Origin of the sequence: Desulfonatronum zhilinae (assembly GCF_900182865.1) — a bacterium.
GTDB classification, from domain to species: domain Bacteria; phylum Desulfobacterota; class Desulfovibrionia; order Desulfovibrionales; family Desulfonatronaceae; genus Desulfonatronum; species Desulfonatronum lacustre.
The window spans coordinates 56,064-70,585 of the sequence record NZ_FXUJ01000015.1 but is presented as its reverse complement, the minus strand read 5'-3'; the positions used below and the strand labels follow the sequence as shown (position 1 = coordinate 70,585).

The following is a 14,522-nucleotide window of genomic DNA, read 5'->3' as shown; positions in this document are numbered from 1 at the left end:
CTCTCAATCCAACCATGCGCACCCTGGTCATGAATTTGACCCGCTTCGGCGACCTGCTGCAGACGCAGCCGGTCATCGCTGGATTGCGGGACCAGGGGCATTCAACGGCCCTCATCTGTCTGGACAACTTTGCCGGGGCGACGAGGTTTCTGCCGGACGCGGAAGAGGTCTTCGCCCTGCCCGGGGCCGGTCTGCTGGCTGACCTGGACCGCAGCTGGCCCGCAGCCCTGGAACGCCTCGCCGCCTGGAAACACGCCATTGTCCGAGATCATTCCACCTCGCCGCTGCTGAACCTGACCCCGATCCAAAGCGCCCGCCTGCTGGCCCGGGTCCTGACCACCGGCCCGGTTTCCGGTTTTGGTCTGGATGAGCAGGGCTTTGGATATTACGGCAACGCCTGGGCCGCTTTTTTGCAGACTTCCACCATGAATCGGGGATGCAGTCCGTTCAACCTGGTGGACCTGATGCTGCGCGCGGCGGATTTACCGGTATCCGGCCGCGACCTGGAGCTGGCCAAGCCAGACCAGGAAGCCTTGGATCACGTCCAAGCGATGCTGGAAGCCGCTCCGACCACCGCCGCTTCCTCCCGCCGGGGCTACGTGGCCCTGCAACTCGGGGCCAGCGAGCCACGCAGGCAGTGGCCGGAGGAATATTTTGCCCAGCTCGGCGGCCTGCTTTGGGAGCGGTTCGGGCTCTGCCCGGTACTCCTGGGCACGGCATCGGAGCGTCGTCTCGTGGACGGTTACGCGGCCAAGGCCTCAGCCCCGTTCATCGACCTGATCGGCCGGACCTCCTTGCCGGAGTTGGCCGCTGTCCTCTGCCACGCCGATCTGCTGGTGACCAACGACACCGGCACCATGCACCTGGCCGCCGGTCTCGGCCGCCCCGTGGCCGCCATTTTCCTGGCGACGGCCCAACCTTGGGACACCGGGCCGTACCGGGAAAACAGCCTCTGCCTTGAACCAAACCTGGCCTGTCATCCCTGCGCCTTCGGCACGTCCTGCGACCGCCGGGAAGAATGCCGCCAAGCCATCACCCCGGAACAGGCCTTCGAGCTGATCCGCGCCCATCTCCTGCCCCTAGCGGCCCGCGAACAGCCCTCTGGGAGCCCGGACCTGCGCTCCGTCCGGGCCTGGAAGACTTGTCGGGACGCTCACGGATTTCTGGATTTGTCGGCACTCACCGGCCAGGAAACAGACCTGCGCACCCAATGGATCCGCGTCCAGCGGCACTATTATCGTCAATTTCTTGACCAACGGTCCGACATCCGTCCCCCCGACCACCTTCCTTCCCTGCCGGCCGAGACCCGGTCGCAAATCCTGACCTCTCTGGAACAGTCGATCGCCTTGCTGCGCATTCTGGAAAGCCAGGCCCAGGTTCTGGCCATATCCCCCCTGCCCAGGATCAAGCAAAAATTCATGGCCTATTGGGAACGTCTCCAGGCCCATTGGCAAGCGGACCCGTTCTTTCCGGTCCTGGGCCGACTGTGGTTGACGGAGTCCCAAGACCAAGGCCGGGACATCGCCGGGGTTCTTCACCTCACGCACCGCTACCTGAACCTGGCTTTGGCCTGGAAGGACGCCTTTGACCGTCATTAATTCTCGGCACGAATCTTGAATTGGAGTGGGAAATCCCTACCCACCTTCAGGAGGTTCTTGCGATGATCATTATCGACGGTCAAAAATCTGATTTCAACATCACCAATTTTACCAATCTGGACGAACTGCTCATCGGGCTGATGAGCATGAAACACCTGGACAATCGGATCGTCACCGACGTGCTCGTCAACGACGAGGCATTCTCGGAGATCTACCCCCATCAAGCCGAAGACGTGGATTGTCGGGACATCCAGAAGGTCGAGATCAAGACCATGGGCGTCCCGGAAATGGGCGTGAACATCGCCCGGGAGCTGTACAAGGTCATCCGTCTGATGAGCGAGGGCTCCAAGCAGATCGCCGACCTGTTCCGCCGGGCCGACGACGCCGAAGCCTTGGAAATGTACCAGGATCTTCTGGACGTGACCCGCGATTTTCTGGGAATGATCGGCGCATTGCGCGACGAGTTCGCCCTTTCGGCCAACCCGCAATTCGAGGACGCGGTGAACGACCTTTCCGAGCTGTTCACGGAAATGCTGGAAGTTCAGGAAAACGAGGACTGGATTTTACTTTCCGACCTGCTGGAATACGAATTTCATCCGCTGGTGGAACGCTGGAAAAGCATCGTGGCCCAACTCCGGGAAGACGTCCGCAAGTCCATTCGGGAGGGATGAATGCACACCGCCGAAGTCGAATCCTATCTGGACGAGGCCCTGGATCTCGGACGACTTGAGCTGAACATGCTCACCGAAGGCAACGTGGAACAGGCCGAGGCCCTGGCCAACGACCGGGGCCGACTCCTGGACATGGCCTGGCACGGTCGGGGACGCATCTCCCAGGACATCTTCCTGAACAAAATGGAACAGTTGCAGGCCGTACACAGCCAAGTCAGCGCCGAGGCCAGACGACTGCACAAGCTGCTCAAGGACGATCTGCTCCGCACCCGCCGCCAAAGCCAGGGGTATTCCGGATACCGCAACAGCATGCCCACCGCTGTGTCGGAGGCCAAATTCGTCCAACTAAAGGGGTAAGCAGAAGCGGCTTGCGGAGCCGAAACTCAGTTTTCAGCGTACGTCTGGACCGTGTTACGCAGCAGTTGGACGATGGTCATCGGGCCGATTCCGCCGGGAACCGGGGTGATCGCGGCGACCCGGTCGCGCAAGGCGTCGAAATCAGCATCGCCGACCAAGCCCTGGTCCGTGCGGTTGATGCCCACGTCCACCACCACGGCCCCTGGGGCGACCATGTCCGCGGTAGCGAATCGGGGACGGCCCACGGCCAGGAACAGGAAGTCCGCCCGCCGCATTTCCCCGGCCAAATCCGGCGTGCGGGAGTGGCATAAGGTCACCGTGGCGTTGCCCTGGGCAGTGGGCTGCGCCAGCAACAGGGCCAACGGCTTGCCCACGATGTTGCTGCGGCCCACGACCACGGCCTTTTTTCCGGCCACGCTCAGGTCGTACCGGGCCAGCAGTTCCAGAACCCCGGCGGGCGTGCAGGGTCGCAGCCCCGGCAGGCCCAAGGTCAGCCGCCCCATGTTCTCGGGATGAAACCCATCCACATCCTTCTTCGGATCAATCAGTTCCAGGCAGCGCTGGGCTTCCAACCCTCGCGGCAACGGCAGTTGCAGCAGGATGCCGTGGATGGACCGATCCGCGTTCAGATCGCGAATCAGGCCTTCCAGGTGATCCTGCGTCACGTCCCCCGGCAGGCGCAGACTCCGGGAAACAATGCCCACCTCGACGCAGGCCCGCTCTTTGTTGCGCACATAGACCTGGGAGGCCGGGTCATCACCCACGAGGATCACGGCCAAGCCCGGTGGCAAACCGCGGGAAGCGGCCAGATCGGCCACTTCCCGCCGCAGTTCCTCGCGCATGGCCGCGGCCGTGCGCTTGCCGTCCAGCAGCACCGCGCTCACGCGTCGTCCTCGTCCGTTTCATCGTCCAGCCACTGGGCGATCATGCTCGGGCCGAAATACGCGCCCTGCTCTTCCAGCACCTCTTCGATACGCAGCAACTGATTGTACTTGGCCAGCCGGTCGGAGCGGCACAGGGAGCCGGTCTTGATCTGACCGGAGTTCAGGCCCACGGCCAAATCAGCAATGAAGGCGTCCTCGGTCTCTCCGGAGCGGTGGGAAATGACCGTGCCGTAGGAAGCGGACTTGGCCAGTTCAATGGTATCCAGGGTTTCGGTAACCGTGCCGATCTGGTTCAACTTGACCAGGATGGCGTTGGCGATGCCTTCCTGGATGCCCTCGGCCAGGATGTCCGGATTGGTCACGAAGATGTCGTCGCCCACGATCTGAATCCGGTCCTCGAAGGCCAGGGTCATCTTCCGCCAGCCGTCCCAGTCGCCCTCGGCATGGCCGTCTTCAATGGAGATCAGCGGGAATTCCTGGGTAAACTGACTATAGTAGTCGATCAGTTCTTCCGAGGACAATTGCAGGTTCTCCCCGCTGAGCACGTACTTGCCGTCCTTGTAAAATTCCGAGGCCGCGGCGTCGATGGCCAGGGCGATTTCAATGCCCGGCTGGTACCCGGCCGCATCAATGGCCCGCATGATGTACTGGAAGGCCTCTTTGTGGCTCTTGAGATTCGGCGCAAAACCGCCCTCGTCGCCCACCGAGGTGATGTGCTTGTCTTTGGTAAGGATGCTCTTCAGGGCGTGGAAGGTTTCCGCGCCCATGCGCAAGGCTTCGGAAAAGGACGCGGCCCCCAGGGGCAGGATCATGAATTCCTGGATGTCCAGGTTGTTGGGCGCGTGGGCCCCGCCGTTCAGGATGTTCATCATCGGCACCGGCAGAATTTTGGCGTTCACTCCGCCCAGGTACTGAAACAATGGCAGGCCCAGATAGTTGGCCGCGGCCCGGGCCGTGGCCATGGACACGCCCAGCAGCGCATTGGCCCCCAACCTGGACTTGTTCTCCGTGCCGTCCAGGTCCAACAGTGCCTGGTCCACCCGGAGCTGGCTCAAGGCATCCAGACCGATCACCGAGTCCGCGATCTCCTCGCGGACATGCTCCACCGCGGTCATCACGCCCTTGCCGGCGTAGCGGCGCGGGTCGTTGTCGCGCATCTCCAGGGCTTCACGGGTTCCGGTGGAGGCTCCGGAAGGTACGGCCGAACGCCCCGTGGCGCCGGACTCCAGAGAGACCTCCACCTCCACCGTGGGATTACCGCGGGAATCAAGAATTTCTCTGGCCCAAACGCCGACAATGGTGCTGCTCATACAAGTACTCCTTTTCGTAACATGTGTGCATTATCCAAAGAGGTCTTTACCAAGCCTCGCATCAACAAATCCGGTTGATGGTGATCAATCCCGGAACAAACCTCCACCAGCGTCTTTGCCGGCCCACCGGTAACCACCACCTCCACGGGATGGGCCAACTGGGCCTTCAAGCGGACGCACAGCCCCTCCACCATGGCCGCGAACCCGAAGACCATCCCGTGCCGGAGACTTTCCGCCGTGCTCCGGCCAATACGGAGACCGGGCTCGGCCCCGTCCAGGGCGATGGTCGGCAGCTTGGCGGTTTTCGAAGCCAGGGCCGCGGCCGAGGAATACAAGCCGGGACAGATCAATCCGCCTAAATAGGCGTTATCCTGAATGCAGTCAAAGGTCGTGGCCGTGCCGAAGTCCACCACGATCAACGAACGGCTGGAAAAAAGCGAACGGGCCGCGTACCCGGCCACCAATCGGTCGGCGCCCACCTCGTGAGGCCGCGCATAGCGGTTCTCCAAAGGCAGGGGCAGGTCTTCGGGCACGAAAAACACCGGACAGCCGCAGAACCGCTCCCCGGCGGCCCGGATCAGTTCGCCCACCGGCGGCACCACGGAGCAGACCATCCAGCCCGACACGTCGCCCGGACGCAACCCGTGCAGACCAAGGATCTGCATAATCCGCAACCCCCAGGCGTCCGCCGTGGAATCTCGATTGGTGGGCAGGCTGTAGGTCCCAAGAATCGCGTCGTCACGCACCACGCCGATCTTGGTGTTCGTGTTGCCGATGTCCAGCAGAAGGAGATGAGGCATGGGAAAGGAGGGGCGGGATTGATGGTTGCGGAAGGCAAAGCAATGAATGAAAAGCCGGGAAATGACAAGAGGCCGAGTCACCGCCGGTCCGGACCGGCGGTAACAACGATACGGTTTCTTGTATCGCGGAGACATTTGGAATACCAACAGCACGGTCAGCAGCATCCTGCTCCGGCTCCAGTCCAGGCTGAAGTAGGAAAAAGCGCTTCGGGGAAGGGTGGATTCGATGAAAAAGGAATACTGACGAGCCAAGAGCAGACTTGACCCATCTCCGGCCCGCTTGCCGTTCAAATCCGGGCCGCCAGTTCCCCTCTTTGCTCGTTGACCGTCAGGGAAACGAGCAGAGCCGCGATGAAAAACACCAGGCAGAGCAGCACGGAGAGCTGTAATCCGAACCGGACCTGGAGCACGCCCAGGCCCAGGATGCCGAAGATGGACGCCAATTTGACGGTCATGCCCCAAAAGCCGAAAAACTCGGCCGCTTTGCCCAGGGGCGTCAGTCGGCCCACCAGGGCTCTGGCCGAGGACTGGAGCGAACCGAGTCCGAATCCGGCTATGCAGCCCGCTCCGAGGAAGACCTGCTGCGGCTCCAGGGAGAGACCGGCGAGGCGGTTGAGCAGCACGGTCAGTTGCGGCGTGGCGGCGATCATGGTCACTGCCGCGATCCAGAGCAGCAGGGTCAGGTTGTAGGTGCGTTTGGCGCCGATCCGGTCCTGGAGCAGGCCGAACAGGAACGCCCCGGCTGCCGCCGTGATCTGGGTCAGCACGAACATCAGCATCTGGTACAACGGGTCCCAGCGGATGATCTGGTCTCCGTAGATGAAGGCGAAGCTGATGATGATGGACAGCCCGGCCATGGCGAAGAACAGGGAGCCCAAAAACAGGCCGAGGTCCCGGAACCGGCCCAGTCGGGCCAGGGTCCAGGCCACGCGGTCGAATCCGATGCGCAAGTAAGCCAGCCTGGACGGAACAGGGCGATGGCCCGAGGAAACCCGCTGAAGTCGCGGCTCCCGCAGCCAGAGAAAGGTGGGAATCGCGCCCACCAGGAAGAACAGGGCCGCCAGCGGTCCCACGAAGCGCAGGTTGGCGAAGTTGTCCTCCGCGATCCCGCCCAACCCCAGGAGCACGAACCCGGTGGCCAAAAGCCCGCCCACATATCCCAGGGCCCAGCCAAACCCGGAAATCCGGCCGAGTTTATCCGGCGGCCCGAGGCTGGGCAGGAACCCGGCGATGAAGGATTCACCCACGGCGTAGCCGAAGTTGGAGACGATGATCAGGGTCATGGCCAGGGCGATCTGGCCGGGGGCAACGAAGTACAGGCAGGCCGTGGAAATCACGGTCAGCAGGTAGCTGGCGAACAGAAACCGCTTTTTCACCGCGGCATGGTCCATGATCGCCCCGCAGATCGGGGCGATCACGATCACCAGGGCGTAACTCACGGCCAGGGAAACGCTCCAGAGCAGGTTTCCCAGGTGGTAGTCCGGACCGTCGCCCACGATCACCCGGGTGAAGACCACGCCGAAGATCACGGTGATGATCAGGGTGGTATAGGCTTGGTTGGCCAGATCGAACATGGCCCAGCCGAAGATTTCCCGCCTGGAGGCCATGGGCCGCGCCATGGATGCAAGCGCCGCGCCTTGGGAATCAGCCATGATCCGGGTCGCGGTCCGGCGTGATCACATCGCCGGGCTCGGGCAGGAAGCCGTGCTCACCCATAACCTGGGCAAGCATGGTCCGGATGGTCCCCGTGCTTTCCCGCCGCACCCGACGGTTGACGTGCACCAGGGCCAGATTTCGGGCTTGGACGTCGCGGGCCAGCTCCAGGCAGCCCGGAACCCCGCCATGGCCGGGAGTGTCCGGCTCCAGGCCGTAGGCCTCGTGAACGAGCAGGTCCACGCCCCGGGCCAGCTCCGCCGTGGCCGGAGTGGGCCGACCGTCCCCGCTGTACATCACGGCCCCCCCGTCGCAATCCAGACGCACGGCCAGACACGGCGTCGCGACGCTGTGATCGCCAAGAGCGAAACTCCACCGCGCCCCGGCGACTTCGATCACCTGGCCGGAAGCGGCCTCCTGAAAGCGCACGGGATAGCGCAGACGAGGCCGGAACCCGGGATAAGCCAGCTCGAAGGCGGCCCAGACCTTTTCCTCGACCCCGGCCTGACCGACGATGGTCAGGGGCCGAGTTCGCCCTTCTTCCCAGAAGCGCAGCAAAAGCAGCGGCAGGCCCAGAAAGTGATCTCCGTGAAAATGGGATATCCAGATCGCGTCAAGCCCGGAGCCGGACCGCGCGTCTTCCGGGGCATGGCGGTAATAGGCCGCCGGGGCCGTGAATCCGCAATCCAGAAGCATATGGAACCCGCTGTCCGGGCTGGGAATGGAAACCAGCAGGGAGGTGTTTGGGTAGTGTTCGTCAAAGGCCTCGCCGACGCCGAGAAAACAGATGCGCATGATTGCTCCGGCTTGAAGTTCAAGGATGGCCGACGACTCTGGTCATTCGGCTTCGGCCAACCGTTTCAGCTTCTTGCGCAGCCCCTCGCGGCTTATCCCCAGCAGTCTGGCGGCCTGGGTCTTGTTCCCTCCGGTGGCCCGCAAGGCGTTCCGGACGAGCATTTTTTCAGTTTCAGCCAAACTCGCGGGAACCGTTACAATGGGCAAACTCGAACCACGTTCATGGGAAGGACCGGAAGCCGAGCCACGCGGACGGGGCTGTTTGGACGGTTTGGGAGAGGGGCTTGGCTCGGACGGTATCGAAGAAGGAACCATGTGGCTCGCGCCTGGCACTGCGCCTGGCACTGCGCCTGGTACTGCGCCTGGTACTGCGTCTGGTACTGCGTCCGAAATCACCGTCGGCCCACGATCCTGGTTGCCGGTGATCCTGGAAGACAGATCCTCCAGATGCACCTCGTCGGCAAAAGACAGCGCCACCAAGCGCTCCATCTCGTTGCTCAACTCACGGACATTCCCCGGCCAGTCATAGCGCAGCAGGGCTTCCAGGGCCGACTTGGTCAACCGAGGCCGATCCCGGCCCATAGTCCGGGAGTGGACGTTCAAAAAGTGGTGCACCAGCGCGAGGACGTCTTCCCCGCGCTCGCGCAAAGGCGGCAAATGCAGCGACATCACGTTCAGTCGGTAGAACAGGTCCCCGCGAAAGGCCCCGGTCTGGACGGCCAGCCCCATGTCCTTGTTCGTGGCGGCGATGATCCGGACATCCACGGGCAAGGGCCGCGTGCCGCCCACCCGTGTCAGTTCCCGCTCCTCCAGGACGCGAAGCATCTTGCCCTGGCAGGACAAGGGCATGTCCCCAACCTCATCCAGCAACAGGCTCCCGCCCTGGGCTTGTTCCAGCAGGCCGCGGTGCATCAGCACGCCGGTGGCCACGCCCTTGTCGATTCCGAACAGCTCCCTCTCGAACAAGGTTTCCGGCACGGCCGAGCAGTTGACGGCGATGAACGGCCCGGCCTTGCGCGGAGAATTGTAATGCAGGGCCTTGGCCAGCAGTTCCTTGCCCGTACCGGTTTCACCGGTGATCAGCACGCTGATGGAGGTGTCCGCGATCCGCTCCACCTGATCCAGAACGGCCCGCACGGTCGGGCTTTGCCCCACGATTTGCTTGGCCGAATACCGTTCGATCAAGCCTTGCTTGAGCCCCTGGTTCTCCCGAAGCAGCCGCCGCCTTGCCTCGCGCAACTCATCACCGACCCGCCGCAACTCCGCGACCATTCCTTCCAACCGATATTCCCTGGCCTCCACCTTGACCAGCATCATGCCGAAGGACTCGGCCAGCTTGGCCACCGGGAAAGGATACTCCGCCTTCCGGGTCAACTCGAACAATTCCCCAGCCCGATCATACCGCCCCCAGGCCAGTTCGTTGCAAATCTGCTCCATGGCGGTCAGAAGCTGTTCCAGCCCCGGAGAAAGTGATTCATGTCCGTCTTCGGTGGTTTGCATGCTTTTATCCTGTTGAAAAAAGTATTCTCCACGCCAAACGTCACCCCATGTGCCTGGCCCAGGTGTTTGGCCCACAGGCGTTAATCATCGACGGAGAACATAATATAGATGGTCGTGCAGCACGTCGATAGTTCACGGAGAGACTTTTTGAGGGGGGCAGGTCCAGCAAAAAACCGGACACCTTGGGCAGAAAGGCCAGGGCGAACAGGATGGCCAGATGGACGGTCTGGGCCAGCGGGGCCCGCGCTTCCGTATCATCCTCGGCCAGGAGGACGGTCATCTCCCGCAGGGGAGTAAGGTGGTCGGCGTTCATGCGCGGTGGTCATAACTAAGTGTTGAAAAAGTCCTTATCCGGCAGTCCGTTCAAAAACCCCAAGTGCAAGGAGCAAAAAAAGTTCAAGGTCGAAGCGTATTTATTCATACGTGAGAGTTTGAACTTTTTGCAGCGACGCAGCAGTTGGGAGTTTTTCAACGGACTGATAAAGGGTTACTGCCACCCCAGCGGGTCCGTACACATGGGGTTGCGACAGAGCAGGTCGCAGAAGCCCGGGTGATCGTGCATGCTGATAGAGTAGTTGATCTGGTTTGGTCCGTAATTATCCAGGCATAGCCCGTTGATGCACGTATAGGACTTGAACTGGCACCCGATGAGGTGACCCTTTACGACGTTTCCATCCACCACCTTGGCGAAGGCATATGGATGGATCGTGCACCGCTTCGAAAAATAGTCTTCGTTGGTATTGCAGATGAGGATTCTGGCTGAGAGGTTCCCAGCCGCCAGGAGCGTGGTCGCGAGGATGAGGATCGTGACCAAAGCCGTTCTGATGATACCGCGCATGTTCGTTCTCCACGTAGTTTGGCTTTTTGGCATATCCAGAGTGATTTCAAGCTATTGCCTTTGGCGGGATGAGGCTGCCCTCAGCGACAGACCCTTCCAGCCAAAGGGGCAAATCATTTAACGATCATCCTCATGACAATACGCGCACGTTGGGTCCGTTGATTTTGTCAAACCGGCTTGCGGAGCACCTTCCTGCCATTGCGGGCAAACGAAATCCCGGGAACCCTGCCCCAGGCAGTCATTCCTGTCACGCATGCAGTTGTTCAAACAGTCCACGGCTCCCGGAGGGCACAGGGCCTCGCATCGGTCCCGGTTTGCGTCGCATGTCGTCAGGACGTCGCTGAACACCGCGTTGCAGCAGTTGCTGCAGACGATCAGGTCAGGGCAGCCATGAATGCAGTCGATGTAAGTGCCCGAGGGGGCATGGGAGGCGGCATGGGAGGGGGAAGACGCCACGAACAACAGGGCCAGGGCCAGGAAGGCGGTCAGGCTGAATTTACGCATTTTCAATCTCCTCTGGAGTGTTGAATGGTGAATGGTGAATGTGATGATGTTTTACAATATAGCACGATCCATGCCATAAAAAATGATATTATTTTAGGTAATTGAAAAAACGCCAACCAAGCCGAGCCAACCGATTTGCGCCAATTTCGTTGGCAGTGCCAACATTTATTGGAGGAGCGGACGGTTCGCATGGTTTTGAGTCCTTTCCTACCAGGTACGCTTGAACCGGAAGAGTCTTGTTCCCGGTAATTCCGTCAAACCGGCCATGAATCAACTCAAAATCCCAACAACGGCCCCGGTCATCAAGGTGGCCAGAACCCCGGAGAGGAGCGAACGTGGGCCCAGGGCCGTGATTTCCCGGCTGCGCTCCGGCGCGATGCTGATCAGTCCACCGATCAGGATGCCCAGGCTGCCGATATTCGCGAATCCGCACATGGCGTAGGTCATGATCAGGGTGCTGCGCGGGGAGAGCGTCCCTTCGGGCAGCGCGGCCATCTCCAGGTAAGCCAGCAATTCGTTCAGGATCACCTTCACGCCCATCAGCCCCCCGGCTGCGTGGGCCTCGCTCCAGGGAATCCCGGCCAACCAGACCAGGGGCATCATCACGTATCCCAAAAGCCTTTGGAGGGTTAGCGCCTCCTCCGCCAAACTTGGCAGCATTCCCAGTGCGGCGTTGACCATGCTGACCAGCGCCACCAGGACCACCAGTAAGGCCACGATATGCAGATACATGTGCAGGCCGAAGCCCGTGCCCTTGACCACGGCGTCCATGGAGGAGACGGTTTCCACCGGAGGGACGACCTCGCCCATGGTCGGCGATTCGGTTTCCGGAATCAGGAGTCCGGAAACCAGGATCGCCGCCGGAGCACTGATCAGGGACGCGGCCATGATGTGCCCCAGTGCCCCGGGCACCACGGCCCCGACGATCCCGGCATAGAGCACGAGCACGGTCCCGGCGACGGTGGCCATGCCGCAGGTCATCAGGGCGAAGAGTTCGCTGCGGGTCAGGGAGGCGACATAGGGACGGATGAACAACGGGGATTCCACCATGCCGGCGAAGACGTTGGCCGCGGTGCCCACTCCCAGAGCCCCGCCAATGCCCAGGGTCCGCCGCAGTACGGCGGAAAAAACCCGGACCAGGACCGGGATGATCCTCCATTGATAGAGCAAGGCGGTCAGAGCCCCGGTGACGATGATCACGGGCAGGGCACGGAAGGCGAAGATGTACGCCGCCCCGCTGTAAGGTTCCTCAAAAGGCAGGGGCCCGCCGCCGAGGTAGCCGAAGACAAAGGTGGTCCCGGCCCGGGTGCCGCTTTCCAGGGCTTCGGCGGCATTGTTCAGAAGCAGGAAGAAATCGGTAAAAATAGGCAATTTGAGCAGAACCAGGGCCAGACCCAATTGCAGACCGATCCCGGCAAGAATCAAACGAGGCCGAACAGCCCTCCGGTTTTCCGACAAGGCCCAGGCAATCAGGACGAAAGCCAAAAGGCCGAATAGGCTTTGCACGGAGAGCAGAGACATCGAAGGCTCCTGAATTTTCAAAGGGGAGAAAAGTTGCTCGTCAGGCTCTTAGCACCAAAACGTGAATGGCTTCAATACGCGGTTTTGGCCGTTCCCGCAGCTCACATTATGGAAGAGCTTCACGACTCCACTCGATTTGTAACTACTCAGCACAAAGCAATGCTGTTGTCGGGGTCGGAATCGGAATCGGGATCGAAAACGCTGGGATGCGTCCTTAATTTTTCCTGTTTCGATTCCGATACCGACCCCGACCCCGATTGCCGGAACAAGAGCGGACGTAAAATGTGCTGAGTAGATACCTCGATTTTACGATAAGCATTGCCATCTGCTTCTCATCCGGTTATCGTGGAGGCACTCTATAAAAAATGAGCAAGGAGGGACCGACATGAGCATCACTGGTATTGAATCGGCATGGCAATCTCCGGGCATGCAAAGCAGGTCGAATTTCGGCGCGGCGGTGGTGGAAAAGACCATGGACACCCTGAACAACGCCTCCGGCTCTTCTTTTGCTCCGGTGGACAAGCAAACCTTTGGAGCCGCCGTTGTAAACAAGACCTTTGAATACATGAACAACGGCCCTGGGGGCGCCATGGGCGGCTCCGGCGACATGAATCAAACCTACGACTTTGCCAAGAATGTCCTCAGTGCGTATGCCACCGGCAAGGGCGCTATTGCCGACATCACCACCTAAGAAACTTCCCAACCCCCTCCTGTTGCCATGCGGACGGCCCCTCCCGCACCATGCCGTCCGCATGGCTTCAAGTTTCCACCGTCCTGAAACTTTCGATCCCCATCTTCTTTGCACCCAGGGTCCGTGTACGCCGTCCTTGAACCAACATTAGCCCTTGCCGGGCTCACGGGCGTCACGATTTTCGTCGTCGGGCAGGCTGTCGCCAGGCATCGCTTTCTCTCTGCTCGCTCACATCTTTTCAACCACGCCGCGCTGTTTTTCGGCTTGGCAATCTGGACCATCTTGTTCTTGCTTCGGCACGACGTGGTGACCGTGGTCGGCCTGTTGCTGGCCATGGCCCTGCTTCACCGCCGCAACCGCGCCCTTGCCGGCCGGGAGACGGACAAAGGCCGCGAACAGGGCTCTTCGTCCAGTCTCGAAAGCTGAACACAGGCGAGACGGCTCACTCTACGGACACTTCGTCCAAATCCGCCACCACCACGTCCGCGCCGTTGGCCAGCAGAGCCTCCCGGTTGCCGCCCCGGTCCACCCCGATCACCAGACCGAAGTTGCCGGCCCTTCCGGCCTGGACCCCGGAAACGGCGTCTTCCACCACCACAGCCCGGCTCGGTTCCACGCCCAGCTCCCGAGCCGCGCTCAGAAAGATGTCCGGCGCGGGCTTGCCGTCAATGCCCAACTCCAGGGAATCCACGCCGTCCACCTTGGCTTCGAACAATTCGAGCGCTTCCGCGGAACGCAGAATCGTCTCCGCGTTCTTGCTGGAGGAGATGATCGCGGTCTTGAATCCGCCGTCGTGCAGCTTGTGAATCAATTCCACCGTGCCGGGATAGGTCACGGCCCCCTCCTCTTCCAGCAGTTTGCCGAACAGCCTGTTTTTCCAGTTGCCCAGGGCGTAAACGCTGCCCGTGCCCGGTTCGTCCTCCAGCGAACCTTCGGGCAGGGATATGCTCCTGGACGCCAAAATGCCGCGCACCCCGTCAAAACGGGGCTTGCCGTCCACGTAATCCAGGTAGTCCCGGCCAAGATCAAACGGTTCCTGGGGGACCCCGCTCTTCCGGGCGTGTTCTTCCAGAAATCGGTCGAACATCTCCTTCCAGGCCTTGCCGTGCAGGCCGGCGGTGTCGGTGACCACGCCGTCCATGTCAAAAATCACGGCGTCAAAACGGTCTTTGGTCAAAGTCGGGACATTCGTGGGGTTGGTCATGGAAAACCTCCTTGGGACAAAGGGTCAAAAAATGCATCAGCGCCGGTTTGACACCCCATGACGGAACTGGCACAGGGCATCACGGCGCTCTGCGGCCCATCAATACGATTTTCGAATCGGTGGACATCTCAATCTGAAAGGTAACTGCTCAGCACATTCTCACTGCAAGGCATGAATTGGTCCGGCATGTCTCGAT

General features: G+C 61.1%; 16 protein-coding genes. 5 read left to right on the top strand and 11 right to left on the bottom strand.

Going from position 1 to position 14,522, the window contains the following annotated elements; genetic code table 11:
* The first annotated feature begins 14 nt into the window (after positions 1–14).
* From AC559A_RS12615 to AC559A_RS12605, 3 genes are all read left to right on the top strand, one after another.
* Positions 15–1,598 carry a glycosyltransferase family 9 protein gene (locus AC559A_RS12615; RefSeq protein ID WP_498818185.1) on the top strand — a complete coding sequence of 528 codons (1,584 nt, stop codon included), beginning with the start codon at positions 15–17 and terminating at the stop codon, positions 1,596–1,598.
* Between the two features lie 62 nt (positions 1,599–1,660).
* Positions 1,661–2,269, top strand: coding sequence for a DUF8043 domain-containing protein (locus tag AC559A_RS12610; RefSeq protein WP_028571352.1), 609 nt, complete (start codon positions 1,661–1,663; stop codon positions 2,267–2,269).
* Positions 2,270–2,626, top strand: coding sequence for a hypothetical protein (locus tag AC559A_RS12605; protein ID WP_051434328.1), 357 nt, complete (start codon positions 2,270–2,272; stop codon positions 2,624–2,626).
* 26 nt (positions 2,627–2,652) lie between these two features.
* On the opposite strand, the gene folD is transcribed toward AC559A_RS12605, so the two are convergent.
* The 10 genes from folD to AC559A_RS12555 all read right to left on the bottom strand — a co-directional run bounded on the left by folD (position 2,653) and on the right by AC559A_RS12555 (position 12,431).
* Entirely contained in the window at positions 2,653–3,501 is an 849-nt protein-coding gene (gene folD / locus AC559A_RS12600; protein WP_498818218.1) for a bifunctional methylenetetrahydrofolate dehydrogenase/methenyltetrahydrofolate cyclohydrolase FolD, read from the bottom strand.
* Between the two features lie 5 nt (positions 3,502–3,506).
* On the bottom strand, positions 3,507–4,820 hold the full coding sequence (gene eno / locus AC559A_RS12595; RefSeq protein ID WP_028571350.1) for a phosphopyruvate hydratase: 1,314 nt from the start codon (positions 4,818–4,820) through the stop codon (positions 3,507–3,509).
* On the bottom strand, positions 4,817–5,620 hold the full coding sequence (locus AC559A_RS12590) for a type III pantothenate kinase (protein WP_498818217.1): 804 nt from the start codon (positions 5,618–5,620) through the stop codon (positions 4,817–4,819). Before AC559A_RS12590 ends, eno begins: the two co-directional genes overlap by 4 nt.
* 287 nt (positions 5,621–5,907) lie before the next feature.
* Positions 5,908–7,272, bottom strand: coding sequence for an MFS transporter (locus AC559A_RS12585; protein WP_498818184.1), 1,365 nt, complete (start codon positions 7,270–7,272; stop codon positions 5,908–5,910).
* Entirely contained in the window at positions 7,265–8,068 is an 804-nt protein-coding gene (locus tag AC559A_RS12580; RefSeq protein ID WP_498818183.1) for an MBL fold metallo-hydrolase, read from the bottom strand. Before AC559A_RS12580 ends, AC559A_RS12585 begins: the two co-directional genes overlap by 8 nt.
* 42 nt (positions 8,069–8,110) lie before the next feature.
* A complete protein-coding gene (locus tag AC559A_RS12575) occupies positions 8,111–9,568 on the bottom strand; it encodes a sigma-54 interaction domain-containing protein (protein ID WP_498818182.1) in 1,458 nt (485 codons plus the stop codon).
* A 40-nt stretch (positions 9,569–9,608) separates the two neighbouring features.
* On the bottom strand, positions 9,609–9,881 hold the full coding sequence (locus tag AC559A_RS12570) for a hypothetical protein (protein ID WP_498818181.1): 273 nt from the start codon (positions 9,879–9,881) through the stop codon (positions 9,609–9,611).
* A gap of 174 nt (positions 9,882–10,055) precedes the next feature.
* Positions 10,056–10,406: a hypothetical protein gene (locus tag AC559A_RS12565; protein WP_498818180.1), complete on the bottom strand. Its 351-nt coding sequence runs from the start codon at positions 10,404–10,406 to the stop codon at positions 10,056–10,058.
* 117 nt (positions 10,407–10,523) lie between these two features.
* Positions 10,524–10,910 (bottom strand): hypothetical protein, encoded by a 387-nt coding sequence (locus AC559A_RS12560; RefSeq protein WP_498818179.1) that lies wholly within the window; start codon positions 10,908–10,910, stop codon positions 10,524–10,526.
* 270 nt (positions 10,911–11,180) lie between these two features.
* Positions 11,181–12,431, bottom strand: coding sequence for a NupC/NupG family nucleoside CNT transporter (locus tag AC559A_RS12555; RefSeq protein ID WP_498818178.1), 1,251 nt, complete (start codon positions 12,429–12,431; stop codon positions 11,181–11,183).
* Between the two features lie 385 nt (positions 12,432–12,816).
* Here AC559A_RS12555 and AC559A_RS12550 point away from each other — a divergent pair, with 385 nt between their 5' ends.
* Together AC559A_RS12550 and AC559A_RS12545 are read left to right on the top strand one after the other, a co-directional pair.
* The gene (locus AC559A_RS12550; RefSeq protein WP_245589988.1) at positions 12,817–13,122 is read left to right on the top strand and encodes a hypothetical protein; all 306 of its coding nucleotides are present in this window, start codon (positions 12,817–12,819) and stop codon (positions 13,120–13,122) included.
* A 123-nt stretch (positions 13,123–13,245) separates the two neighbouring features.
* Positions 13,246–13,548, top strand: a complete 303-nt coding sequence (locus tag AC559A_RS12545; protein WP_028571340.1) for a hypothetical protein — start codon at positions 13,246–13,248, stop codon at positions 13,546–13,548.
* Positions 13,549–13,564: 16 nt separating this feature from the next.
* On the opposite strand, the gene AC559A_RS12540 is transcribed toward AC559A_RS12545, so the two are convergent.
* A complete protein-coding gene (locus AC559A_RS12540; RefSeq protein WP_498818177.1) occupies positions 13,565–14,326 on the bottom strand; it encodes an HAD family hydrolase in 762 nt (253 codons plus the stop codon).
* Positions 14,327–14,522: the final 196 nt, after the last annotated feature.

Coding starts and splice junctions, on each gene's coding strand:
- AC559A_RS12615 (WP_498818185.1), top strand. CDS start 15: ATGCGCACCCTGGTCATGAATTTGACCCGCTTCGGCGACCTGCTGCAG.
- AC559A_RS12610 (WP_028571352.1), top strand. CDS start 1,661: ATGATCATTATCGACGGTCAAAAATCTGATTTCAACATCACCAATTTT.
- AC559A_RS12605 (WP_051434328.1), top strand. CDS start 2,270: ATGCACACCGCCGAAGTCGAATCCTATCTGGACGAGGCCCTGGATCTC.
- eno (WP_028571350.1), bottom strand. CDS start 4,820: ATGAGCAGCACCATTGTCGGCGTTTGGGCCAGAGAAATTCTTGATTCC.
- AC559A_RS12590 (WP_498818217.1), bottom strand. CDS start 5,620: ATGCCTCATCTCCTTCTGCTGGACATCGGCAACACGAACACCAAGATC.
- AC559A_RS12585 (WP_498818184.1), bottom strand. CDS start 7,272: ATGGCTGATTCCCAAGGCGCGGCGCTTGCATCCATGGCGCGGCCCATG.
- AC559A_RS12580 (WP_498818183.1), bottom strand. CDS start 8,068: ATGCGCATCTGTTTTCTCGGCGTCGGCGAGGCCTTTGACGAACACTAC.
- AC559A_RS12575 (WP_498818182.1), bottom strand. CDS start 9,568: ATGCAAACCACCGAAGACGGACATGAATCACTTTCTCCGGGGCTGGAA.
- AC559A_RS12570 (WP_498818181.1), bottom strand. CDS start 9,881: ATGAACGCCGACCACCTTACTCCCCTGCGGGAGATGACCGTCCTCCTG.
- AC559A_RS12565 (WP_498818180.1), bottom strand. CDS start 10,406: ATGCGCGGTATCATCAGAACGGCTTTGGTCACGATCCTCATCCTCGCG.
- AC559A_RS12560 (WP_498818179.1), bottom strand. CDS start 10,910: ATGCGTAAATTCAGCCTGACCGCCTTCCTGGCCCTGGCCCTGTTGTTC.
- AC559A_RS12555 (WP_498818178.1), bottom strand. CDS start 12,431: ATGTCTCTGCTCTCCGTGCAAAGCCTATTCGGCCTTTTGGCTTTCGTC.
- AC559A_RS12550 (WP_245589988.1), top strand. CDS start 12,817: ATGAGCATCACTGGTATTGAATCGGCATGGCAATCTCCGGGCATGCAA.
- AC559A_RS12540 (WP_498818177.1), bottom strand. CDS start 14,326: ATGACCAACCCCACGAATGTCCCGACTTTGACCAAAGACCGTTTTGAC.